Here is a 22,615-nt window from a genome sequence, read left to right as displayed (position 1 = left end):
CGTGGGTTATGTGCTCGACGTGGCTTATCGCCATGATCAGGAGCCCAAACATCTCCGGAGTCGAGAGGACGTCGACGCGTTCGTCGAAGAGCTGTTGACCCTCGGGCCCGCGTACAGCGCTGCCACTGCCTACGCGGTGGAGGAGGGCAGTGACGACCTTCCCGACCACGAGTTGCTGATCGGCGCCGACGGGACCACCGGGATGGGGGCTGCGCGGTACAGCGGTGAGGCGGGCACCTGGTACGTCCGGGGGGAGCACGCCAAGCGCGGGAGCGTGTCGCTCGCGTACTTCGGGACGGCGCAGGAGTTTCCGGCAGACGCCGAGGTGCCGTTGAGCCTTGTCCGCGAGGTTCTGGTGGGACTGCTGGAGAGCGGGGGTGGGCGACCTGACGGGCTCAACTGGGCCGTGACCGATTGACGCGCCTGAACTTTCCGAAAGTTGCAAGGTCAATCATGCTCAACCCCGGCCTGCCCCGTGCCGATTGTGGTGGTGACCAATGAACAGCCGGTCGATTGAACAACCAGAGGCCGGCCGCGAGTAAAGGCCATCAACCAGTGCAGGAACAAACAGCACCCGAGCGCGTCCGCGTCTGCATCAAGTGCACCGCCAAGGGGTTCAACAGCTGCAAGTGCTGACGAGCACCGCGGCTCAGCGTGCTGCAACAGCCAAAGTCGTGATCAGCACGACGGCGCACACGCTCCAGCTCACCCACATCCAGTAGATGTGCATCGGCGTCGGCCCGGCGGCGTTCTGCCTGCCCCGGTCGTCCCACCACTCGACGTACCGTTCGAGCCAGCGGATCGGGTTGAACGTCACAGCCCGAACCTAACACCGTCAGACGTGTTCCAGGTCACGCGGGAGCAACCGACCACCATCGAGGCTCCCGCGTGTCCGCGAAACGCACGTACTGTCGAGTACATGAGCGTCACGGACAAGATCGCGGCCCGGCTCCCGAGGGTGATGGACCGGGGCGAGCGGCCCCCGGTGGTCGCGGCGGTGCGGTTGCACGGGGTCATCACCCCGCAGTCCTCGCCTGTCGCGCGCAACACGATCAGCCTCCAGAACATCGAGTCGGCGATCAACCGCGCGTTCGACAACGAGCGGCTCATCGCCGTGGCGCTGCTCATCAACTCCCCCGGTGGGGCGCCGACGCAGTCCGCCCTCATCGCGGAACGCATCCGGGAGCTCGCCACCAAGAAGCACGTGCCGGTGCTCGCGTTCTGCGAGGACGTCGCGGCGAGCGGTGGGTACTGGCTGGCGTGCGCGGGGGACGAGATCTACGCGCACGGCACGAGCCTCGTCGGGTCCATCGGGGTCGTGAGCGCGGGCTTCGGGCTCAACGGCCTGCTGGAGAAGGCCGGTGTCGAGCGCCGCGTCTACACCGCGGGCGAGAACAAGGTGCGGCTCGACCCGTTCCAGCAGGAGAAGCCCGAGGACGTCGAGTGGCTCAAGGGCCTGCACGCCGACCTGCACGAGCAGTTCAAGGCGTGGGTGACCGAACGGCGTGGCGCCAAGCTGAGCACCGACACCGACCTGTTCAGCGGTGAGGTGTGGACCGGCAACAAGGCGCAGCAGCTGGGTCTCGTCGACGGCATCGGCACGATCCGCAGCGTCATCGCCAAGCGCTTCCCCGACGCCGAACTGACGATCGCCGAGCCGCGCAAGCCGTTGCTGGCCAAGCTCGGGCTCGCCGGCGCGTCCACCCGATCGGGCGATCTCGTGACGCAGGTGCTCGCCAGTGTCGAGGAACGTGCTCGCTGGTCCCGATTCGGGCTCTGAGCATCAGTTCGGTTTCACAGGGCGTGTCGTCACCGACCCCGGCGTAGACACGACCGCACATTGGTGGGCAAGATGCCCGACACAGTGAGTACCCAAGACAACGCCGGTCTCCTCGTCCTCGCAGTCGATGACGAGGCTCCCGGCCTGAACGAGATCAAGTTCCTGCTCGAGAGCAGTCCCCAGGTCCGGCGCGTGCTGACGGCGTTCGACGCCGCCGAGGCGCTGCGCATCCTGAGGGGTGACTACGAGCAGGAGGTCATGGCGCGGACGAAGGCCGGCCTGCCGCCGGTCGACGCGGTGTTCGCGGACATCAACATGCCCGGCTTGTCCGGCATGGATCTCGCTCGGGTGCTCAGCGCGTTCCGGTACCCGCCCGCCCTCGTGTTCGTGACGGGCGTCGAGGAACGGGACGCGCTCGTGACGGCGTTCGACGTCGGCGCGCTCGACTTCATCAACAAGCCGATCAACGAGGAACGCGTCCTCAAGGCCATCTCGCGCGTGGCGGACCGGGTGGGGCGCACGGCGGCTCCGGCGGCCCAGTCCGCCCCGACGGCGCAGAACCCGGCCGAACCGACCGACGACGAGGTCATCCCCGTCGAGCTCGGCGGCACGATCAAGCTCGTGCCGCGCGCGTCCGTGCGGTACGTCGAGGCGCAGGGCGACTACGCCCGACTGCACACCCAGGACGGCAGCCACCTCGTCCGCATCCCGCTCGCGCAGCTCGAGGAGCGCTGGGCCAACGCGGGCTTCGTGCGCATCCACCGCTCGTACCTGGTGGCGTTGCCTCTGGTCAGCGAGCTGCGGATGACGGCGAACGGCTACGCGGTCGTCATCGGCACCGGTGACGGCGCGAAGGAGCTGCCGGTCAGCCGACGGCACACCAAGGAGCTCAAGGAACGGATCGTGCGGCCGCCGAAGAGCAGCTGGTGAGCAGGCACGACGCGGGGAAGCCGGAGCAGCCCGCACGGGAGGCCTGGCTCGGCGAGCAGGGCAGCAGGCCGCGCCGCCGCCGGGTCGTGCTCGCGGACTCGACCAAGAAGACCGGCAAGGCGTTGCGCACGATCATCGAGCTGGAGGAGCAGACCAGCGTCGGTGAGAAGCTGGTGCGCGACCTCATCCGGCAGCAGCTCAAGTCGGCGTTCGGGCTCGCGTTCGCGGTCCTGATCGGCATGTGCCTGCTGCCGATCACCTTCTACCTGGTCCCGTCCATCGGGGACCTGCAGATCCTCGGCATCCCCGTCCCGTGGCTCGTGCTCGGCCTCGCGCCCTTCCCGATCCTCTACGGCGTCGGGTGGGTCTTCCGCAGGCAGGCCGAACGGCACGAGAAGGACTTCGTGAACATGGTCGACCGCTGACGTGAACGCCACCTACTGGAGCCTCAGCGCCATCGTCGCCGTTGCGGCCGTGACGTTCCTGCTCGGCTACGTCGGGTCGCGCAAGGCGAACACCACCCCTGACTTCCTGGTGGCGCGCCGCGCGATCCCCGCCACCCGCAACGCCGCCGCGATCTCCGGCGAGTACCTGTCCGCCGCGTCGTTCCTCGGCGTCGCCGGGCTCGTGCTCAAGGACGGCGTCGACGCCCTCTGGTACCCGGTCGGCTTCACCGCGGGTTACCTCGCGCTGCTGCTGTTCGTGGCCGCCCCGCTGCGCCGCTCCGGCGCCTACACGCTGCCCGACTTCGCCGAGGCACGGCTGGGGTCGGCGAACGTGCGGCACTTCAGCACGTTCTTCGTGGTGTGCATCGGCGTGCTGTACCTGGTGCCGCAGCTGCAGTCCGCGGGCCTGACGCTGACCACGATCACCGGCCTGCCCGCGTGGTTCGGCGGCATGATCGTCACGGCCATCGTGGTGGTCAACGTGCTGGGCGGCGGCATGCGCGCGATCACGCTCGTCCAGGCGTTCCAGTACTGGGGGAAGCTCTTCGCGATCGCCGCGCCCACGTTCGTGCTCTTCGTGGTGTTCCTGGCCTCACCCGATCGCGGCACGCAGCCGATCAGCGACGACGGCGTGGTCAAGTTCCCGAAGGCGGAGTCGGTCACCATCGCCGAGCAGGTCGTGAAGGTCCGCGTCGACGAGCCGCTGACGTTGAAGGTGCGCGGCCAGATCGACGGCAGGGACGCGGACGGGCCGGTGTTCTGGGGTCGCGGCGTCTACGAGCTGAGCCCCGGCACGACCATGGAGTTCAGTGCGGGCAGCCCGGTGCCGGTGATCGAGGGCTCACCGACGTCGAACTACGACTGGACGCGTCCGCAGACCGGAGGCATCTCCGAGCTGATCAGGACGTACTCGCTGATCTTCGCGACGTTCCTCGGCACGATGGGCCTGCCGCACGTCCTGGTCCGCTTCTACACCAACCCGGACGGCAAGGCGGCCCGCCGCACGGCGCTGCACGTGCTCTACCTGCTGGGCCTGTTCTACATCTTCCCGACGGCGCTGGGCGTGCTGTCGCGGCTCTACCTGCCGCAGCTGCTGGTGAACGGCAAGACGGACGCGGCGGTGCTGATGCTGCCGGAGACGATGCTGCCGAACCTCGGCGGTCAGATCGTCGGCGCCATCGTCGCCGCGGGCGCGTTCGCGGCGTTCCTGTCGACCTCGTCGGGGCTCGTCGTGTCGGTCGCCGGGGTGGTCTCGACGGACATCATGCCGGGCAAGGTCCGTGACTTCCGGTGGGCGACTGTGTTCACGGGACTGGTGGCGATAGGGCTCGCGCTGCTGCTACCGCGCTCGGACGCGTCACTGACGGTGGCCATGTCGTTCGCGTTGGCGGCGTCGACGTTCTGCCCGCTCCTGGTCCTCGGCATCTGGTGGAGGGGACTGACCTGGGTGGGTGCCGTCTGCGGGCTCGTGGTCGGCGGCGGCATGGTGATCAGCGCCCAGGTCGTCAGCGTCGTGAGCTCCTACACCGGCCGCTGGGCGCCCGCGTTCATCACCCAACCTGCGCTGATCACGGTGCCGGTCGCGTTCATCACCATGATCGTCGTCAGCAAGGCGACCCGCAGACGGGTGCCGGCGGACGTCAGCCAGATCCTGCTGCGGCTGCACGCGCCGGACCCGCTGGGCTTCATCCGCGACCGCGACATCGCCCGGTTCGGGACCGCCGAGGAGAAAGCGAGGCTGGCCGAGGACAAGCGCAGGGGAGCCGGAAGCACACGGTAAGTAGCCGCCGTTTCAAATGGGTGAAATTTGGTCACTCGAATCGGTGAACGGTGATTCCGGTCACGCAGAGTGCCCTTCGTCTACGCATACCGACCGTTCATCGCATCACCCGACTGCTGGGCGCAACGGCACGAACGGGGCCTTACCTGAGTGACTCAAGTCTCCATACGGTTCTCGACCAAGAACGGACCGCACCTGGAGGCATTACGTGCACGTCACGTTGCTGACACCTACGACGAGTACCGCGAGGAGGGGCCTGTGAGCACCGTCGATCACACCCCGTCTGAGTCGTCCCCAGACGCGCAGAAGTGGGCTGACGTCCAAGCGAGCGCTGACTTCACCGAACTGAAGCACCGACTCCGAAAGTTCGTATTCCCCGTCTCCGGCCTGTTCCTCGCCTGGTACGTGCTGTACGTGCTGTTGGCCGACTACGCGCACGGCTTCATGTCCACCAAGGTGTTCGGCAACATCAACGTCGGGCTCATCTTCGGCCTGCTGCAGTTCGTGTCGACGTTCGTCATCACGACGCTGTACGTGCGGCACGCCAACAAGAACCTCGACCCGCTCGCGGAGAAGCTCCGCAACGAGATCGAGGGAGACGGCAAGTGAACGAGTCCAGCCCGATCCTCAACATCAGCATCTTCGGTGTCTTCGTCCTGATCACGCTGTTCGTGGTCATCAGGGCGAGCCGCAACACCAAGACGGCTGCCGACTACCTCGCGGCCGGTCGCGCGTTCACCGGCCCGCAGAACGGCATCGCGATCGCGGGCGACTACCTGTCCGCCGCGTCGTTCCTCGGCATCGCGGGCGCCATCGCCCTCAACGGGTACGACGGCTTCCTGTACTCCATCGGCTTCCTGGTGGCGTGGCTCGTCGCGCTGCTGCTGGTCGCGGAGCTGCTGCGCAACACCGGCAAGTACACGATGGGCGACGTCCTGAGCTTCCGGATGCGCCAGCGCCCGGTCCGCGCGGCCGCCGCCACGTCGACGATGGCGGTCTCGTTCTTCTACCTGCTGGCCCAGATGGCCGGTGCCGGTGGTCTCGTCGCCCTGCTGCTCGGCATCACGGGCACCGGTGGCCAGGCCCTGGTCATCGCCGTGGTCGGCGCCCTGATGATCGCCTACGTCCTCATCGGCGGCATGAAGGGCACCACCTGGGTGCAGATCATCAAGGCGGTCCTGCTGATCGCCGGTGCGGGCATCATGACCGTCTGGGTGCTCGGCAAGTACGGCTTCAACCTCTCCGCGCTGCTCGGCGCCGCGGTCGACAACGCGCCCAAGGCGGGCGAGAAGCTGCTCGGCCCCGGCCTGCAGTACGGCAAGACCGGGACGTCGAAGCTCGACTTCCTGTCGCTGGCCCTCGCCCTGGTCCTCGGCACCGCGGGTCTGCCGCACATCCTGATGCGCTTCTACACCGTGCCGACGGCGAAGGAAGCCCGTCGCTCGGTCGTCTGGGCCATCTGGCTGATCGGCATCTTCTACCTGTTCACGCTGGTCCTGGGCTACGGCGCCGGCGCGCTCGTCGGCCCGGACGCGATCAACGCGGCACCCGGCAAGGCCAACTCGGCCGCGCCGCTGCTCGCGCTGGAGCTCGGTGGCCCGATCCTGCTCGGCCTGATCGCGGCGGTGGCGTTCGCGACGATCCTCGCGGTCGTGGCCGGTCTGACGATCACGGCGTCGGCGTCGTTCGCGCACGACATCTACGCCAACATCATCAAGAAGGGCAACGGCGGCGAGGACAAGACCGACGAGGTGAAGGTCGCCCGCATCACCGCGATCGTCATCGGCATCGTGTCGATCGGCGGCGGCATCGTCGCCAACGGCCAGAACGTGGCGTTCCTCGTGGCGCTGGCGTTCGCGGTGGCGGCCTCGGCGAACCTGCCGACGATCCTCTACTCGCTGTTCTGGAAGAGGTTCAACACCTCGGGCGCGCTGTGGAGCATCTACGGCGGTCTGATCGTGACGATCACCCTGATCATCCTGTCGCCCGCCGTGTCCGGCACGCCGACGTCGATGTTCAAGAACGCCGACTTCGACCTGTTCCCGCTGTCGAACCCCGGCATCGTCTCGATCCCCGTCGCGTTCCTGCTCGGCTACGTCGGCACGATCCTCTCGAAGGACAAGGCCGACCCCGCGAAGCAGGCCGAGATGGAGGTCCGCTCCCTCACCGGTGCGGGCGCCGAGAAGGCCATCGCGCACTAGTCGCTCCACCTGAGAACGGGCCGTCCCTCGTGAGGGGCGGCCCGTTCTTCGTGCGTGCAACCCTGGACCGGCCGACCGCGTATTGAACGCGACGCGGCACGAGCATGGGGGACCGGAGTGCGACGGGACGAGGAGTTCTCGGAGTTCTTCACGAGCAGGTTCGACTGGGCGAGGCGCACGGCGTACGCGTTGTGCGGCGACTGGTCGGAGGCGGAAGAACTCGCGCAGAACGCCTTCGTGAAGGCGTATGCGAAATGGCCGAGCATCAGGCGGGAGACGGCGGAGGGCTACGTCCGCACCATCGTCACCCGCGCGTTCCTCGACACCAGGCGTCGTGGCCGAGGCCGCGAGCACCCGGTCGCCGAACTGCCCGAACTCGGTGTCGGAGGTGGTTTCTCCGATCCCGACGCCAAGCTCAACGCCGCGCTGCAGCAGGTGGGGCCGAAACAACGGGCGGCGCTCGTGCTGCGCTTCGTGCACGACCTCTCCATCGAGCAGACGGCGGCCGAGCTCGGGTGCTCGATGGGCAACGTCAAGAGTCAGACGGCCAGGGGTTTGGCGGCGCTCCGCGAGGCGTACGGCGAGCCCGTGAACTCGGAGCGTGATCGATGAACATCGAAGACGAGCTGCGCGGAGCTCTCCACGTCGCCGCGCCCCCTCCCACGACGACGCTGGAAGCCGTGGTGAAGCGTGGCAGGCGCCGGGTGTTCGCCCAGCGGGCCGGAGCGGCGCTCGGCGTGGTCGCGGTGGTGGCGGGCATCGGCTTCAGCGCCGCCACGCTGAACCACGCGGCGCCACCACCCCAGCAGGCGGACGAGCCGAACCACGGCCCCGCCACCGTGGAGCACGGCCTGGGCTGGCCGCGGGTGGTCACGCCGGCCCAGCAGCCGTACAGCACGTGGACGCCCGCGTCGAGCGCGCCGCCCGCCCCCGGCCGTGCGGTGGTGGACGTCCCGATGTGCAACACGCGGATGGCCACGCAGGAGGTGGTGCTCAGCACGGAGCCGTTCACCGCCGACTTCACCGCCCGCCTGCTCGAACGGGTGCCGCGGGAGCTGCCGGACAAGAAGATCGGCAACGCGCCCGGCAACTCCGTCCTGCAGGCAGTCGAGTTCGACATCACCGACGCCGGCGGCACGGGCAGCCTCCGGGTCACCGGGGGCAGGTTCACCGGCACCCCGCAGGCGTACGCGGACGACGCGTTGTGGGAGACCGGCGACTGCGAACCCCCGAAGCGGCTGGTCCTGAGCAACGGAACGATCGTGCAGTTGCACGCCGTGCGGCCGTTCGAGCCGTTCCAGTCGTTGGTCCAGAGGCTGTCCGTCTTCCGCAACGACGGTCTGCTCGTGCAACTCGAACTGCGCAACTTCGGCAGCCCGGACCTCGCACCCGACCCGAAGCAGCAGGGTCAGTGGCGGCGCACCGGTGCCGGGCGCTCGACGTTGCCGCTGTCCGAGGAGGAGTTCTCGAGGCTCGGGCTCGTCGTCGCGGCGACGCCCTGAGGGTGTCCCGTGCCGGAGGTTCACGTGCGTGCAACCTCCGGCATGGGAACATCTGGGTGTGACTGTTCCAAGCGTGGAGATCGCCGACGTTCCGGCGCAGCTGCCCGAGGGCGCCGTTCTGCTGGACGTGCGCGAGCAGGACGAGTGGGACGCGGGCCACGCGCCCGGCGCCGTGCACGTCCCCATGAGCGAGATCGCCGCCCGCCTCGACGAGGTGCCGAACGACGTGCAGCTCTACGTCGTGTGCCGCGCCGGAGGCCGTTCCGCCCGCGTGACGCAGTACCTCAACCAGAACGGCTGGGAGGCCGTCAACGTCGAGGGCGGCATGCAGCACTGGGAGGCCGCCGGCCGTCCGCTCGAGGGCGGCACCGACGGCGCGGAACCGCAGGTCATCTGATCGTGCAGCCGTTGCAGCCGATGCGCGTGGACTGGGTGGCGACCCCGCCGCCCGGTGCCTACCCGCCGCCGCGGGGCCGGTCGCAGCGGCTGACCTACGGCGGCCCGCCGACCTACCCGGTCCCGCCGCGCTGGGGTTTCCCGCTGCTCGCGTGGCGCTGGCCCACGGCCGTGCCCGGCACGGTCGAGCAGTCCGACTCCGTCGACGGCGTGCGCCGCCTGGGCCGCACCGCGCAGAACTCCCTCTGGCTCCTCGCCGCCGTGGCCGTGTGGGGCGCGTTCTCCGAGATCTGGCGCTACGTGCTGGTGTCGATGAGCCGCTTCGGCGCACTCTCGGCCGGCGTCGTCAGCGCGTCCGACGCCATGGTGGTCTCGTCCTCGGCGATCACCATCACCGGCTGCTTCCTGTCGCTGCTGCTGGGCCTGGTCTGGGTGAGGCGAGCGCGGAACGTGGCCGCCGGCCTCGTGGGCTACGGCCCGTCGCGCTCGGACCGCGACGTGCTCATCGGCCTCGTCGTCCCGGGTGTGAACCTCGTGGTCCCGGGCTCGGTGTTCGCCGAACTGGAACACGCCGTGGCCCGCAGGCCCGCCGACGAACGGCCGAAGCCGTCGAAGCTCCTGCGCTGGTGGTGGGGCCTGTGGGCGGCCTCGGGACTGATGGTCGTGGTCGTGGTCCTGTGGTCGTTCCGGTCGAGCACCCAGGCCCTGGCGGACGGCGTGCTGCTGCACGCGTTCGCCGACCTCCTGCTCGCCGGTGTCGCGGTGACGTCGGCCCTGGTCGTCCGCCGCATCACCACGCTGCTGCTGCCGGTGGACGCGGCGTCCGTGCGGCTGATGCGCGTGGTGGAGGTCAAGGACGCCCCCGAACCCCCGCTGCGGTCGGTCCGCGCGTCCGGCTCGCCCCGCTGATCTGTTCAACCGACGTTCGTCCCGGCGGTCCTTCCGACGCTCCGCGGTGAGTGCCAGGTTGGGATGCATGCGGACACTCATCGGGGCTCTGGTGATCGCGATGGCAGCGCCCGGCGCCGCCCACGCCCACCCGAACAGGGACTTCGACCTCCAGGCGCACCGCGGCGGCATCGGCCTCACCGTGGAGAGCACGCTCAAGGCGTTCGGCAAGGCGCTCGAACTCGGCGTGACGACCCTGGAGCTCGACCTCCAGATCACGAAGGACGGCCGCGAGGTCATCACCCACGACCGCAAGACGAACCCGTCGAAGTGCCTCGACACGGCGCCGGCGTTCCCCGACGACCCGCAGTTCCCCTACGCCGGCAAGTACGTGAAGGACCTGACGTTCGCGCAGGTGCGGACCCTCGACTGCGGCAGCACGCGGTGGTCGCAGTACCCGGAGCAGGAGCTCTCGCCGGGCGCCCGCATGCCCACCCTTGAGGAGCTCTTCGACCTGGCCCGCCGGCACCGGGCGTGGGGCATCCGCTTCAACATCGAGACCAAGGTCGAGGCCGCCGCCCCGCACGAGACCGCGCCGCGCGAGCAGTTCGTGCAGCGCGCGGTCCGCGAGATCCGCCGGTCGGGCTTCATGCCGAACGTGACGGTCCAGTCGTTCGACTGGGGCACGCTGATGCGGCTGCGCGAGGTCGAGCCGCGCATCCCGCTGGTGGCCCTGACGCAGCCGGAGATGCTGCGGCCCGGCTCACCGTGGACGGGCGGCCTCGAACTCGCGGACTTCGGGGGAAGCGTCGCGAAGATGGCTCGCAGCTTCGGTGCCGCCGCCCTGTCGCCGGTGCACGGCAACCCGCAGAACGGCAAGGTCGGTGACCCGGACTACGTGCCGTTCACGACCCGTGCCCTCGTGCAGGACGCGCACCGGCAGGGGCTGAAGGTGGTGCCGTGGACCCAGAACGACCCGGCCACCCTGCACAAGCTGATCGACGACGGGGTGGACGGCATCATCACCGACTACCCCGACCGCTTGCGCGAGGTCATGAAGGACCGCGGGTTCAAGCTCCCGAAGCGCTACCCGAGGCGTTAGTCAGTGCCCAGGGGCAGCGAGTGCAGGCCGCGGATCACGAACTCGGCCCGCCGGTTCGGTTCCTCGGCCAGCACCGCGCCCGGCAGCTTGCGGTGCAACGACGACAGCGCCGCCTCCACCTCGATGCGGGCCAGCGGCGCGCCCAGGCAGTAGTGGATGCCCATGCCGAAGCCGAGGTGCTGGTTCTTCTCGCGGCCGACGTCGAGGACGTCCGGGTTCTCGAACACCAGCGGGTCGCGGGCGGCGGCGCCCAGGAGTGCGGCGATCTTCTCGCCCGGCTCGACGACGTGGCCGGCGATCTCCACGCGTTCGGTGGCCGTGCGTTCGAAGAGTTGCAGCGGTGAGTCGTAGCGGATGAGCTCCTCCACGGCCGTGGGCATGATCTCGGGCGAGAGGCGCTCCCACTGCGAGCGGTGCTGCATCAGGGCGTAGACGCCGTTGCCGATGACGTTGACCGTGGCCTCGTGGCCCGCCATCAACAAGAGGACCGCGGTGGCGACGAGTTCGTCCTCGGTGAGCCTCGCGCCGTCGGTGTCGGTGACGGCGACCAGGTCGGACACGAGGTCGGTGCCGGGGGAGACGCGGCGCAGCGCGACCAGTTCGCGCAGGTAGGCGACGAATTCCGCGGCGGCGCGCTCGGCGGCCTCCTGCTGCGGTGCGGGCAGGCCGTACTCGTACATCTTCACGATGGCGTTCGACCACGGCTGGAGCAGGTGGCGGTCCTGCTGCGGCACGCCGAGCAGTTCCGCGATCACCTCGACGGGCAGCGGCGCGGCGACGTGGGCGAGCAGGTCGGCCTGGCCCTGGTCCTTGATCTCCGCGACCAGCTCGTCGACGAGGCGGTCGGCCAGGTCGGCGACCCACGGGCGCAGGCGCTCGACGTGGCCCCGGCCGAACGCGGCGGCGACCAGGCGGCGCAGGCGGGTGTGCGTGGGCGGCTCGTTCTCCAGCAGCGAGTTGCGGTGCAGGAGGTTGAACGCCATGAACTGCTCGACGGGCTTCACGTCCGACCAGATCCGGCCGAGGGAGCGGTGCCGCAGCACGGCGGAGCAGGCGGCGTGCGAGACGGCGACGGCGACGCCCATCTGTTCGTGGTGATGCACCTCACCGGCTTCGCGCAGGGCGGCGAAGGCCGGGTACGGGTCGGCGATGAACGCGGGATCGCGCTGGTCGAACGTCACAAGGCGGGACGGTAAGTCGCGATCGGCGTTTCGTCCACGTCCATTTGATTGATGACTCAAATTGTTGCGGAGACCGCAGTGCTGTGGCCGTCGGCGTTCGCCCCCTGATCCGACGTGCAGACGGGTGCATCGTGGTGCCGGCCCCGCGCCGTCATATCGGGCATATGGGGGCGCGGGGCCGGTGCCGCGAGGCGCCCTGCTGAGCGCCGGATCAGGCGGTGAAGGTCGGCGGCCACAGCACTATGGTTCGGGATTGTGCAGCTGCCCTCCATAGTCGCGCACCGCGGCGCGTCCACCGACCGTCCCGAGCACACCATCGGGGCCTACGAACTCGCCCTGAAAGAGGGAGCCGACGGGCTGGAGTGCGACGTCCGGCTGTCGAAGGACGGCGAGATCGTGTGTGTGCACGACCGCACGCTCGCACGCACGTCCAACGGTCGTGGCACGGTCAGCGCGCTCACGCTCGAAGAGCTGCGGAAGTTCGACTACGGCAGTTGGCACGGTCATCGCCAGCCGGCCGAGCTGCTCCTGCTCGACCAGTTGCTGGAGCTGGTCAAGGGCACGAACGTGCAGCTCTTCGTCGAGACCAAGCACCCGGTCCGGTACCGCAACGAGGTCGAGCGCAAGCTCGCGGAGGCGTTGAAGCGGCACGGCCTGACGAGTCAGATCGTCATGATGTCGTTCTCGGTGAGCGCGGTGAAGGCGTTCCGCGACCTCGCGCCGGACATCCGCACGGTGCTGCTGCTCGACCGGCTCGGCAGGCTCAGGAGCGGTGCTCTGCCGCCGTTCGCCGACTACACCGGGCCGGGCGTGCACCTGCTGCGCAACGACCCCGGCTACGTCGATCGGGCGAGGCGCGCGGGCCACGAGACGTACGTGTGGACCGTGGACACCGCCGAGGACGTCGCCCTGTGCCGTGACCTGGGGGTCCGGTACCTCGCGACGAACGCCCCGGCGAACACCCGCCGCCTGCTGACGGCTAACTTGGCGACCTAGAACACGCCTGAGCACGAGGAGGGCCAAGGTGGCCAAGCGGACCGCGGTCAAGGACGCACCGAAGGACGGGATCAACCCGAAGCAGCCCTGCCCGTGCGGCTCCGGCAAGCGCTACAAGGCCTGCCACGGCGCGCCCGGCGGTGCCACCGACGTGATCGTGTCCCGGCCGTTCGAGGGTCTCGCCGCCGAGTGCGAGCTGATCGCGCTGCGCGAGTTCGTGCCTTCGGCGGTCGTGAAGCTGCCGGTCAAGGACGGGCGCGAGGTCACGCTGGCCACCGTGCTGCCGATGGCCGCCGCCGGCCTGATCCGCGGTGACGACGTGCCGTTCGTCGGCCTGCAGGTGCAGACGCGCTCCGGTGACATCAGCCGCGACCTGGCGCGGGCGCTGCGGTGGGCGCAGGAGGCGAAGACCGGCGACGTGCTGCCGGTCGTGGGCCCGGACAACGGGGAGAACCCCGGCCGCCTGCAGGACCTGCTCGACGCCGACGCCGAGCTCACGCCCGTGCTGCACACCGACTTCATCTGGTGGATGCCCGAGGGCACCGAGCCGACCGGTGACGTCGCGCTGTCGCTGGAGCGCGCGAACGCCGCGATCCTGCCGACCGAGCGCGTCGACGCTCCCGGCGTGAAGGCCGCTTACTGGGTCGACGCGGGCGACAAGGCGCACCTGCGCTGGGTCCGTCCGGAGCCCGAGGAGAAGCTGCTGTCCGCGATGGCCCGCCTGGCCGCCCGCGGTGAGCTCGACCTCGGCGAGGGCTCGCGCTACGCCGGGTCGTTCCGCGCGCACGGCCTGCTCGTCCCCGTCTGGGACCTCGACCGCGAGATGCACGCCCGCGAGTGGGCGGAGCCGGCCGAAGCGCTGGGCAAGCGCCTGCTGGAGGCCCTCGCCTCCGACGAGCCGCTGACCGACGCCGAGCGCCGCGCCCGCGAGGGCCTGCGGGGACGTCAGATCACCCTGCGCTAGTCCGCGGAGTTGTCCACAAGGTTGTGCACAGGGAGCTGTGGATAAGTGCTGCTGCACATCATCACCGAGGCCGACTGGGCAGCCGCCCGGTCGGCCGGCTCCATCGTCCCCGCCGGGGGTGAGGAGTTCGTGCACTGCTCCGACCGCGGGGTCGTGCACGTGACGGCGGGCAAGTTCTTCCGCGGGCAGAGCGGGCTCCTGCTGCTCGTGATCGACCCGAAGCTGCTCGGCGTACCGGTCCGGTGGGAGGCCGTGCCGGACTCGCCGCTGTGGTTCCCGCACGTCTACGGCCCGATCCCGGTCGCCGCGGTGGTCGAGGAGCACGAGTTCCCCGCCGAGCCCGACGGTTCGTTCGTTCTGCCGGAAGCCGTCGCCGTTCTGTGATTCTCGAAAAGATCTTCGCCGGCGATGTCGAGATCCGCGTTCCGGCTCCGTCCCCGAGGTGGAAGGCGGCCAGGACGGGTCGCACCAGCACCGAGGGAGATATCAGCGATGGCGAAGTACCTGCTGCTCAAGCACTACCGCGGCGCCCCTGAGCCGGTGAACAACGTCATGATGGACCAGTGGTCCCAGGACGAGATCACCGCGCACATCAAGTACATGAACGACTTCGCGGACCGGCTGCGGGCCAGCGGTGAGTTCGTCGACGAGCGGGCGCTCGCGCAGGAGGGCACGTGGGTCCGCTACGACGGTGAGGGGCGGCCGCCGGTCACCGACGGCCCGTTCGCGGAGACGAAGGACCTCATCGCCGGCTGGATGATCATCGACACCGACACCTACGAGCGCGCGCTCGAGCTCGCGGGGGAGCTGTCGGCGGCGCCCGGCAAGGACGGCAAGCCGATCCACGAGTGGCTGGAGCTCCGCCCGCTCTACGGCACCGCTCCGACGATCACGGAGTGATCGTGGACGAGGCGCTGCTCAGGAGCCTCACGCCGGCCGTGCTCGGCATCCTCGTCCGCCGCGGAGCGGACTTCGCGGCGGCCGAGGACGCCGTGCAGGACGCGTTGGTCGAGGCGGTCCGCGTGTGGCCGGACGACCCGCCGCGCGACCCGAAGGGCTGGCTCGTCACGGCGGCCTGGCGGAAGTTCCTCGACGCGACGAGGGCGGAGACCGCGCGGCGCCGGCGGGAGGACCTCGTGGACGCCGAACCCGAGCAGGGTCCGGCGCAGGACGCCGACGACACGTTGCAGCTCTACTTCCTGTGCGCGCACCCGTCGCTGACGCCGTCGTCGGCGGTCGCGCTCACGCTCCGGGCCGTCGGCGGCCTGACCACCCGCCAGATCGCCCAGGCCTACCTGGTGCCGGAGGCCACGATGGCCCAGCGCATCAGCCGGGCGAAGAAGACGGTCGGCGCCGTGCGGTTCGACCAGCCCGGCGACGTGGCGACCGTGCTGCGGGTGCTCTACCTCGTCTTCAACGAGGGCTACTCGGGCGACGTCGACCTGGCCGCCGAGGCCATCCGGCTCACCCGGCAGCTCGCGGCCGCGATCGACCACCCCGAGGTCGCGGGCCTGCTCGCGCTCATGCTCCTGCACCACGCCCGCCGCGCCTCCCGGACGGAGAACGGCAGGCTGGTGCCGCTCGCCGAGCAGGACCGGTCCCGGTGGGACACGACGTTGATCGCCGAGGGCGTCGAGGTCCTGCAGGCGGCGCTCGCGCGGGACCGGCTGGGACAGTTCCAGGCGCAGGCGGCCATAGCGGCGCTGCACGCGGACGCGCCCACGGCCGAGGAGACCGACTGGGTGCAGATCGTGGAGTGGTACGACGAACTGCTGGAGATCACCGACAGTCCCGTCGTCCGGCTCAACCGCGCGGTGGCCGTGGGCGAGGCCGACGGACCGCGCGCGGGACTGAAAGCATTGGCGGAACTGGACGAGAAATTACCCCGCTACTCGGCGGTGTCGGCTTACCTCCACGAACGCGACGGCGACCGGCGAACGGCCGCGCGGCTCTACGTCGAAGCGGCGGAGAAAGCGTCGAACCTCGCTGAGCGGGAATACCTCACCCGCCAGGCAGCCCGGCTCAACAACTGAAAAGGCCCGCCACCCGAACGGGTTAGGCGGGCCTTTGTGATCAGGCACTCAAACGTGCGAAGAAAAACTCAGAGCGCGCCGCCCGCGGCGGTCGGGGCGCTGGTGTCGGCACCCTCGTCGCCCACGTTCTCGCGGGTGAGGAACGTCTCCACGTAGAACATGTTGCCGTCGGCGCGGTCCATGATCGTGAGCAGCGTCTTCATCGAAGAGACCTCCTCGACCTGCTCCTTGAGGAACCACTGCATGAACTGCTCGCCGATGTAGTCGGACTCCTCGCGGGCGGCCTTCGCGAGTGCCACGATCTGGTCGGTGACCTGCTGCTCCTGGCTCAGGGCCAGGGCGACGAGATCACGCGGGGACTTGAACTCGTTCAGCGGCGTCTCGACACCGGGAATCACGACCGGGATGTCGTTGTCCATGAGGAACTGCACGATCATCATGGCGTGGTTGCGCTCTTCGAGAGCCTGCTTGTAGAAGTGAGCCGCGAGGCGCGGGAGGTCCTCGTTGTCGAACCACACGGCGAGCGCGATGTACTGCTGCGACGCGGAGAACTCGTTGCCGACCTGAGCCTGCAGGAGCTCGTGGAAGTTCGACTTTCCGGACAGGATCTTCTTCACGTTCGAGGCCATGAGGAGTACGTTAACCCAAAACGGTGATTCCCGCATTCGAGGAAAAGCTAACCTTTGTTTGGAAAGGTGAACCAAACAAAGGTTAGGCGTTCCTAACGATCTACACCAATGGCGCGCGGTCGATCGGGCACGACATGCACCGGGGTCCGCCGCGGCCGGAACCCAGTTCGGAACCGGCGATCCGCAGCACCTCGACCCCCTGGTCCTCCAGGCGCGCGTTCGTCTCGACGTTGCGCTCGTACGCGACGACGAGACCGGGCGCGACGGCCAGCGTGTTGTTGCCGTCGTCCCACTGCTCGCGTTCCGCGGTGACGACGTCGAGGCCCGTGTCGATCACCCGCAGCCGTTCGATGCCCATCGCCTCAGCCGCCGCCTCCAGGAACGGCACGGGGCCGTCCACGCGCACGCCGCCGTCACCGTCGGACCGCAGCGGGTAGGCCGTCAGCGAGTCGCTGATCGCCGGATACATCACCACGGCGTCGCGGTCGACCATCGTGCAGACGGTGTCGAGGTGCATCGTGGCGCGTTCCTGCTTGATCGGCACCGCCAGCACCGTGTGCGCGAGGCCGTCCGCCAGTGCCGACCGCGCGAACGACTCCGCGCCCGCCGGGGTGGTGCGCTCACCGACGCCGATGGCGATGACGCCCGGCGCGAGCAGCAGCACGTCGCCGCCCTCCAGCGGCGCCGAGTGCGCGCCGTACGCGCGGCCCGTGCGGCGGAACCGCGGGTGGTAGGCGTAGATCAGGTCCGTGAGCGTCGTCTCGCGGTCACGGGCGGGCAGCGCCAACGACGTGATGGCCACGCGGTCGCCGACCCACACCGACGAGTCGCGGGTGAAGAGCAGGTTCGGCAGCGGGTCGACGGCGAAGTCGATCGGCAGGTGCATCTTGCGCACGAGCGACGCGCCCTCGGCGGCCGGCAGCTCCTCGAACGTCATGCCGGTCATCAGCACCTGCGCGAGCTGCGGCGCGGGCAGCGAGGTGAGGTGGCTGCGCAGCGCGTCGGCCAGGTCGATGCCGAGGCGGCGCTCGTTGACGGCGCTGTGGATGCCGGCGATGCGCGCGCGGTTGTCCTCCAGCGCCTGCACCAGCACGTCGGCCAGCAGCAGGACCTCGACGCCCTTGGAGGTCAGCGTCGCGGCGAACGCGTCGTGCTCCTCCTGGGCCCTGCCGACCCACGGCACGCCGTCGAACAGCAGCTGGTCGTTGTTGCGCGGGGTGAGCCTCTTGAGCTCGTTGCCCGGCCGGTGCAGCAGCACCGTGCGCAAGGGGCCGACCTCGCTGTCCACGCGGGGCGCGGCGTCCGGAAGTGCTTCGGTCTCAGCGATCGTGTGCGCAGTCACCGGTCGAGCGTAACCCTGAACAGCACAAATCGCCGCTCGTGAGCTTCAACAGGCAACGAATCGTGTGTGAATCTGAAGCCCGGCAACGATTTGTTAGGGCAACCAGCTGACTTTGCCACGCAACATTGCGTAGCCGACGAACGCGACGACGTCGAGGATCGTGTGCGCGATGACCAACGGCCACAACCTCTTGGTGCGCTGCCAGTAGAAGCCGAAGACGAGGCCCATGACCAGGTTGCCGACGAACCCGCCGAAGCCCTGGTAGAGGTGGTACGAACCGCGCAGCACGGCTGCTGCGAACAGTGCCGTGTACTGCCGCCACCCGAGCTGCTGAAGCCGCGTGATCAGGTATCCGACGACGAGCACCTCCTCCGCCCACGCGTTGCCCGCGGCGGCGAGGACGAGTGCCACGCTCATCCACCACTGGTCGTCCAGGGTGGACGGTTGGACGGCGAGGTTCAGCCCCAGCGCCCAGGCGGCGAAGTAGAACGCGAGCCCGGGGATGCCGATGATCGCGGCCAGGCCCAGCGCCCCCAGCGAGTCCGCGAGCTTGCGCGTGCCGTCCAACCCGATGACCCGCAGCTTGATCCCGGTGCGCCACAACAGGTACAGCCCGATGCCACCCCACGCGGCGAGCTGCAGCACGCCCAGCAGCTGCGCGACCAGGTCCAGCAGGTCGGCACGCGCCTGCGGGACGTTGATCGCGACGGACTGCTGGTTGAGCGGCGTCGGCTGCAGGAGGCTGTCGACCAGCCGCACGAGGCTGCGCAGGCCGGACAGCCCGAGCGTCATGCTGAAGACGATCAGCAGTTCGAGCTGGTAACCGCGCTTCTCTTCGGCGGGGATCAAGGTCACCCGGCTGACGCTACCTGCAGTTCCCGATCACCTCTGGGACAGGAACGGGCACCCCATCAACCGGCGGAGCTCGGCGGCGAGTTCCTGCGGGGTGCTGACCGGCTTGGAGAACGCGATCCGCACGTCGTGGTCGTCGCACTCGGCCTCGACCCGCAGCCGCAGCCCGAACCGGTCGAGCCCGAGCGGCCGCACGTGCCCGTCGCGCAGCTCCTCCGGCAGGTGGCGGGCGAGCTGCCCGACGACGTCGCGGTGCGCGGCCTCCAGGTGCCGCAGCCAGTGGTCCTCGTTGCCGCAGAACGGATCTGGTGTCGCGCTCGCGAACTGCTCCGGCCTGATCGACGACGTGCCCTCGGCGTCCGCGATCACCATCGACGCGGGCGTGAGCCGCAGCACCGAGGCGCCGTGACCCACGTCGAGCAGCCGGTGGTCGGGCCGCACGTCGGCGACGGCGAGGACCTCCTCGCGCGCCTCCCGGTCGTCGAGGGCCGTGACCCAGCCGGTCAGCCACAGCAGGCCGCGGACGGGTTCGCGCAACGCCACCGGGGCTTGGTCGGCGATCTCCAGCATCGCCGTCACCTCGGACCGCGGGGTCTGCCAGAGCTGCCCGACCAGCGGATGTTCGTCGGCCAGCAACAGGATCGTGGTGCCGCACGGGTGCACGTGGTGGAACAACGGGCTCGTGCGGGAACCGGACTGAGGAAGCAGTGCGGCGGAGCCGTGGCGGGCCGCGATCGTGCGGGCGCGTTCCGCCGCGTGCGGCGCCGGCGGGCGCCTGGTCTGGGTGTCGGTCACCGCTGCACCTCCTCGAAGGTTAGGCAAGCCTAACTTAGCTGCGCGCGGGAAGGGAAGCACCAGAAACTTCACCTGTACGGTGGACAGGTGGTCGTGCCCAACAAGCCGTCCACCGAGGTGACGGCGCTCGACGATCGGTGGACCCGGCACTGCGTCGACCGGGCGAGCAGGCGTGCCCTGGTGTGGACGATCGCCGCCGGCGCGGCCTTCGCGCTTCAGTTCGTGCTGGTCCTGGTGTGGTCGTGGTCCTCGCCGGTGGCCCTCGTGCTGCTCTTCTTCGCCGCCGCGGTCCTGTGGGTGGTCACCCGTAGGCGTCCGGTGCGTTTACCTGAAGGTGAACCGTGGCATTTCGCTCATGTGCAGTGGGAGGGAGGGCGTCTGGTCGTGCTGTCTCAACCGCCTCTGTTGCTGACCTTGAGCGTCGGTCCGCTGCTGCGCGGACGGATCGCGCGTCACAAGCGCGTGTGGTTCGTGCCGCCGGACGCGGCCGGGAACACCGTCGTGACGTTCCGCGGTGTGCCGCGGCTGATCCGGGCGCGCGTGGCCCGATGACGACGATGATCGAGAACTGGAGCGACACCTGCCTCGCGCGGGCGGACCGCCGCGCCGTCGGCCACATTCTGTTCGCCCTCGCCGTGCTCGGCGTCGTGCTGCTGATCGGCTGGATCTGGCTGACCGTCCTGTCGGTGCCGGTGGTGCTGGAACTGGCCGCACCGGGGCTGCGGCACTTCTTCCAGCGGCGCGGCACCGTCGAGCTCGTCGAGCGGTTCCCTTGGCGACCGGTGTCGGTGAGCTTCGTGGCGGGCAGGCGCATCGGCCGGCAGGCGTACCTGCGGGTCGCCGACTCGGAGAACAACCTGCGCCTGCCCGAACTCCCCGAACGGGCGCGCGTGCTCGTCCGGCACACCGGCCGGATCTGGATCGCCGGGCCGGACGAACGCGGCCGGGTCGCGGCGATGACGCGCGGCCTCGCGTTCCTCACGCGAGGCCGGGTCATCGACCGCTAGCGCGCCAAGCTCCGTGGTGCCGCTGCGGTGCGTCGGTGAACGAGACGTGTCTCGGCCGCCAGCCGAGCAGCCGGTGCGCCTTGGCACTCGACACGAGCTCGTCCTGGTCCGCGGCCACCTGCATGATCCCGCCCGCCTCCGCGGGCTCCAGCCGGATCTCGCCGGTGAAACCCGCTGCCCGCACGGCGGCCCGTTGCACGTCCAGCGCGGTCATCCGCTGGTCGTCCGCGATCACGAACACCTCCCCGGCGGGCTCGCGGTCGAGGACGCGGACGTAGGCATCGGCCAGGTCGTCGACGTGCACCCAGCTCCACCGCTTCGCGATGTCGCCGTAGAACACCGGAGTGCCTTCTTCGGCGGCGGCGAACCACTGCGCGGTCATGGACGTGGTGGCCGGGCCGCCGTACAGGAAACCGGGTCGCACCACCGTGTGCGCTATCCCGCTCGCGGCGAGCTCCGCCTCCAGCGCGAACCGGAACCCGATCGGGCTCTCCGGGTTGCCCGGCGTGTTCTCGTCCATGAGCGCCACTCCCGTGCGGCCGTAGGAGGAAATGCCGGTCGTGTAGACGAGGTGGCGCCGTCGGCCGTCCCGCTTCTCGGCCTCGGAGATCTCGGCGAACAACGTGCGGTCGGTGCCCATGGGGTCGTTGAGGTCCATGACGAGGTGCACCACGGCGTCGGTGCCGTCCAGGTGCTCGCGCCACGTGTCCGGCTTCGCGAGGTCGCCCCGCACGGGGGTGACCTCGTCGACGACCAGGTCCGCCGCGGTCGCCGGGTCGCGGGTGAGGCCGAGGACGGTGTGGCCGGCGCGGGCGAGGGCGGCGGAGACGCGGCGCCCCGCGTAGCCGGTGGCGCCGGTGACGAGGATCTGCATGGTCTGGCTCCGTGATCAGGCTGCGAAGAAGCGGGTCAGCACTTCGGCGGTGGCGTGCGGGTTGTCGGCGGCGAAGGTGTGGGCGGCGTCGGGGACGAGCTCGGCGCGGACGTCGGTGGCGGCCTCGCGGGCGCCGTTGAGCAACACGTCCTGCGGCAGGCCGTGGTCACCGTTCAGCACGAGTACCGGGACCTCGACCTTGGCTCCGGCGCGCGCGTTGCGGCCGTCCTCCAGCACCGTGGCGTAGTGCTCGAACCCGCCGCGCATCCCGCCGGGCCTGGTGAGGGTGCGCAGCAGGTCGGCGTGGTCGGCCTCGGTGATGCCGCCGCGGATCATCTGCCGGTAGAACCAGGACAGGTACTGCTCCTCGCGGCCCTCGACGAGCTTCGCCGCGAACTCGCTCTCCGCGTGGAACCCGAAGTGCCACAGGCCCGACAGGTGCTCCTCCAGGCCGAAGCCGGGCAGGAAGCACTCGCTGAGCACCAGCCTGGTCACGTCCCGCGGGTACCGCTGGGCCCAGGCGTGCACGGTCATCGTGCCGACGTCGGTGCCGAGCACGAACGCGCTGTCGTGCCCGAGGTGGTGGATCAGCTGGTGCAGGTCGTCCGCCTCGTCCTGCTTGGTCCAGTGGCCGTCGGGGATCGACGAGTCGCCCGAGCCGCGCAGGTCCGGCGCGACGACCCGGAAGCCCTGGGCCGCGAGCAGCGGCAGCAGCGCGCGGAACTCGATCCAGCTGAACGGCCATCCGTGCACCAGCACGACCAGCGGCCCTTCTCCGCCGATCACGTGGTGCAGTTTGACGCCGTTGACCTCGGCATACGCGTGTTCGAACCCCTCGGGTGCAGGAGCTGGGGTCGTCATCGGAACCCTCCTTAGCTTGCTTGCTTAAGCAAGGAATACCCCCTATTGCTTGGTTA

The 22,615-nt window shown here is 69.6% G+C and carries 27 protein-coding genes; 19 read left to right on the top strand and 8 right to left on the bottom strand.

Annotated features, from left to right (window positions below; translation table 11 throughout):
* Window position 1: 1 nt before the first annotated feature.
* A complete protein-coding gene (locus ND450_RS32125) occupies window positions 2-418 on the top strand; it encodes an Imm1 family immunity protein (RefSeq protein ID WP_253322132.1) in 417 nt (138 codons plus the stop codon).
* Window positions 419-649: 231 nt separating this feature from the next.
* Here ND450_RS32125 and ND450_RS32120 read toward each other — a convergent pair whose 3' ends face one another.
* A complete protein-coding gene (locus ND450_RS32120) occupies window positions 650-817 on the bottom strand; it encodes a hypothetical protein (RefSeq protein WP_166048541.1) in 168 nt (55 codons plus the stop codon).
* A gap of 102 nt (window positions 818-919) precedes the next feature.
* On the opposite strand from ND450_RS32120, the gene ND450_RS32115 reads away from it, so the two are divergent.
* The 11 genes from ND450_RS32115 to ND450_RS32065 all read left to right on the top strand — a co-directional run bounded on the left by ND450_RS32115 (window position 920) and on the right by ND450_RS32065 (window position 11,025).
* Window positions 920-1,780, top strand: coding sequence for a S49 family peptidase (locus ND450_RS32115; protein ID WP_089907607.1), 861 nt, complete (start codon window positions 920-922; stop codon window positions 1,778-1,780).
* A 72-nt stretch (window positions 1,781-1,852) separates the two neighbouring features.
* Window positions 1,853-2,710, top strand: coding sequence for a LytTR family DNA-binding domain-containing protein (locus ND450_RS32110; protein ID WP_253322131.1), 858 nt, complete (start codon window positions 1,853-1,855; stop codon window positions 2,708-2,710).
* Window positions 2,707-3,135, top strand: a complete 429-nt coding sequence (locus tag ND450_RS32105; RefSeq protein ID WP_253322130.1) for a hypothetical protein — start codon at window positions 2,707-2,709, stop codon at window positions 3,133-3,135. Before ND450_RS32110 ends, ND450_RS32105 begins: the two co-directional genes overlap by 4 nt.
* A 1-nt stretch (window position 3,136) precedes the next feature.
* On the top strand, window positions 3,137-4,936 hold the full coding sequence (locus ND450_RS32100) for a cation acetate symporter (RefSeq protein ID WP_253322129.1): 1,800 nt from the start codon (window positions 3,137-3,139) through the stop codon (window positions 4,934-4,936).
* A 258-nt stretch (window positions 4,937-5,194) separates the two neighbouring features.
* A complete protein-coding gene (locus tag ND450_RS32095; RefSeq protein ID WP_253322128.1) occupies window positions 5,195-5,545 on the top strand; it encodes a DUF485 domain-containing protein in 351 nt (116 codons plus the stop codon).
* The gene (locus ND450_RS32090) at window positions 5,542-7,137 is read left to right on the top strand and encodes a cation acetate symporter (protein WP_253322127.1); all 1,596 of its coding nucleotides are present in this window, start codon (window positions 5,542-5,544) and stop codon (window positions 7,135-7,137) included. Before ND450_RS32095 ends, ND450_RS32090 begins: the two co-directional genes overlap by 4 nt.
* Before the next feature lie 117 nt (window positions 7,138-7,254).
* Complete coding sequence (locus tag ND450_RS32085) at window positions 7,255-7,749, top strand: SigE family RNA polymerase sigma factor (protein WP_253322126.1); 495 nt, start codon at window positions 7,255-7,257, stop codon at window positions 7,747-7,749.
* Window positions 7,746-8,639, top strand: coding sequence for a hypothetical protein (locus ND450_RS32080; protein ID WP_253322125.1), 894 nt, complete (start codon window positions 7,746-7,748; stop codon window positions 8,637-8,639). Before ND450_RS32085 ends, ND450_RS32080 begins: the two co-directional genes overlap by 4 nt.
* Window positions 8,640-8,691: 52 nt before the next feature.
* Window positions 8,692-9,036: a rhodanese-like domain-containing protein gene (locus tag ND450_RS32075; RefSeq protein WP_253328060.1), complete on the top strand. Its 345-nt coding sequence runs from the start codon at window positions 8,692-8,694 to the stop codon at window positions 9,034-9,036.
* A gap of 2 nt (window positions 9,037-9,038) precedes the next feature.
* The gene (locus tag ND450_RS32070) at window positions 9,039-9,944 is read left to right on the top strand and encodes a DUF4328 domain-containing protein (protein WP_253322124.1); all 906 of its coding nucleotides are present in this window, start codon (window positions 9,039-9,041) and stop codon (window positions 9,942-9,944) included.
* A 67-nt stretch (window positions 9,945-10,011) separates the two neighbouring features.
* Window positions 10,012-11,025, top strand: a complete 1,014-nt coding sequence (locus tag ND450_RS32065; RefSeq protein WP_253322123.1) for a glycerophosphodiester phosphodiesterase — start codon at window positions 10,012-10,014, stop codon at window positions 11,023-11,025.
* Here ND450_RS32065 and ND450_RS32060 read toward each other — a convergent pair.
* Window positions 11,022-12,206, bottom strand: coding sequence for a cytochrome P450 (locus ND450_RS32060; RefSeq protein ID WP_253322122.1), 1,185 nt, complete (start codon window positions 12,204-12,206; stop codon window positions 11,022-11,024). The genes ND450_RS32065 and ND450_RS32060 overlap by 4 nt on opposite strands.
* A 255-nt stretch (window positions 12,207-12,461) precedes the next feature.
* Here ND450_RS32060 and ND450_RS32055 point away from each other — a divergent pair, with 255 nt between their 5' ends.
* The 5 genes from ND450_RS32055 (at window position 12,462) to ND450_RS32035 (ending at window position 16,199) form a co-directional block, all read left to right on the top strand.
* Window positions 12,462-13,202: a glycerophosphodiester phosphodiesterase family protein gene (locus tag ND450_RS32055; protein WP_253322121.1), complete on the top strand. Its 741-nt coding sequence runs from the start codon at window positions 12,462-12,464 to the stop codon at window positions 13,200-13,202.
* 28 nt (window positions 13,203-13,230) lie between these two features.
* Entirely contained in the window at window positions 13,231-14,166 is a 936-nt protein-coding gene (locus ND450_RS32050) for a DUF5926 family protein (RefSeq protein ID WP_253322120.1), read from the top strand.
* A 45-nt stretch (window positions 14,167-14,211) separates the two neighbouring features.
* On the top strand, window positions 14,212-14,550 hold the full coding sequence (locus ND450_RS32045) for a DUF952 domain-containing protein (RefSeq protein WP_253322119.1): 339 nt from the start codon (window positions 14,212-14,214) through the stop codon (window positions 14,548-14,550).
* Window positions 14,551-14,658: 108 nt separating this feature from the next.
* Entirely contained in the window at window positions 14,659-15,066 is a 408-nt protein-coding gene (locus ND450_RS32040) for a YciI family protein (protein ID WP_089907654.1), read from the top strand.
* Window positions 15,067-15,068: 2 nt separating this feature from the next.
* On the top strand, window positions 15,069-16,199 hold the full coding sequence (locus tag ND450_RS32035; RefSeq protein ID WP_253328059.1) for an RNA polymerase sigma factor: 1,131 nt from the start codon (window positions 15,069-15,071) through the stop codon (window positions 16,197-16,199).
* A 68-nt stretch (window positions 16,200-16,267) separates the two neighbouring features.
* Here the strand turns inward: ND450_RS32035 and ND450_RS32030 are convergent, their stop codons facing one another.
* From ND450_RS32030 to ND450_RS32015, 4 genes are all read right to left on the bottom strand, one after another.
* Window positions 16,268-16,828, bottom strand: coding sequence for a ferritin (locus ND450_RS32030; protein WP_253322118.1), 561 nt, complete (start codon window positions 16,826-16,828; stop codon window positions 16,268-16,270).
* Between the two features lie 100 nt (window positions 16,829-16,928).
* Window positions 16,929-18,116 (bottom strand): arginine deiminase, encoded by a 1,188-nt coding sequence (locus tag ND450_RS32025; protein ID WP_177229569.1) that lies wholly within the window; start codon window positions 18,114-18,116, stop codon window positions 16,929-16,931.
* A gap of 147 nt (window positions 18,117-18,263) precedes the next feature.
* The gene (locus ND450_RS32020) at window positions 18,264-18,962 is read right to left on the bottom strand and encodes a CPBP family intramembrane glutamic endopeptidase (RefSeq protein ID WP_253328058.1); all 699 of its coding nucleotides are present in this window, start codon (window positions 18,960-18,962) and stop codon (window positions 18,264-18,266) included.
* Between the two features lie 90 nt (window positions 18,963-19,052).
* Window positions 19,053-19,817, bottom strand: coding sequence for a DUF2470 domain-containing protein (locus ND450_RS32015; protein ID WP_253322117.1), 765 nt, complete (start codon window positions 19,815-19,817; stop codon window positions 19,053-19,055).
* Window positions 19,818-19,904: 87 nt separating this feature from the next.
* Here ND450_RS32015 and ND450_RS32010 point away from each other — a divergent pair, with 87 nt between their 5' ends.
* Together ND450_RS32010 and ND450_RS32005 are read left to right on the top strand one after the other, a co-directional pair.
* Entirely contained in the window at window positions 19,905-20,369 is a 465-nt protein-coding gene (locus ND450_RS32010) for a hypothetical protein (protein WP_245785805.1), read from the top strand.
* Complete coding sequence (locus ND450_RS32005) at window positions 20,366-20,824, top strand: hypothetical protein (protein ID WP_253322116.1); 459 nt, start codon at window positions 20,366-20,368, stop codon at window positions 20,822-20,824. Before ND450_RS32010 ends, ND450_RS32005 begins: the two co-directional genes overlap by 4 nt.
* Here the strand turns inward: ND450_RS32005 and ND450_RS32000 are convergent.
* Window positions 20,811-21,698: an NAD(P)-dependent oxidoreductase gene (locus ND450_RS32000; protein ID WP_253322115.1), complete on the bottom strand. Its 888-nt coding sequence runs from the start codon at window positions 21,696-21,698 to the stop codon at window positions 20,811-20,813. The two genes, ND450_RS32005 and ND450_RS32000, sit on opposite strands and share 14 nt — an antisense overlap.
* 15 nt (window positions 21,699-21,713) lie before the next feature.
* Window positions 21,714-22,559, bottom strand: a complete 846-nt coding sequence (locus ND450_RS31995; protein ID WP_253322114.1) for an alpha/beta fold hydrolase — start codon at window positions 22,557-22,559, stop codon at window positions 21,714-21,716.
* Between the last annotated feature and the right edge of the window lie 56 nt (window positions 22,560-22,615).

Origin of the sequence: Lentzea sp. HUAS12 (assembly GCF_024125735.1) — a bacterium.
GTDB lineage: Bacteria > Actinomycetota > Actinomycetes > Mycobacteriales > Pseudonocardiaceae > Lentzea > Lentzea albida.
The sequence above is the reverse complement of the archived record's forward strand: the minus strand, read 5'-3'. Positions and strand labels throughout refer to the sequence as shown.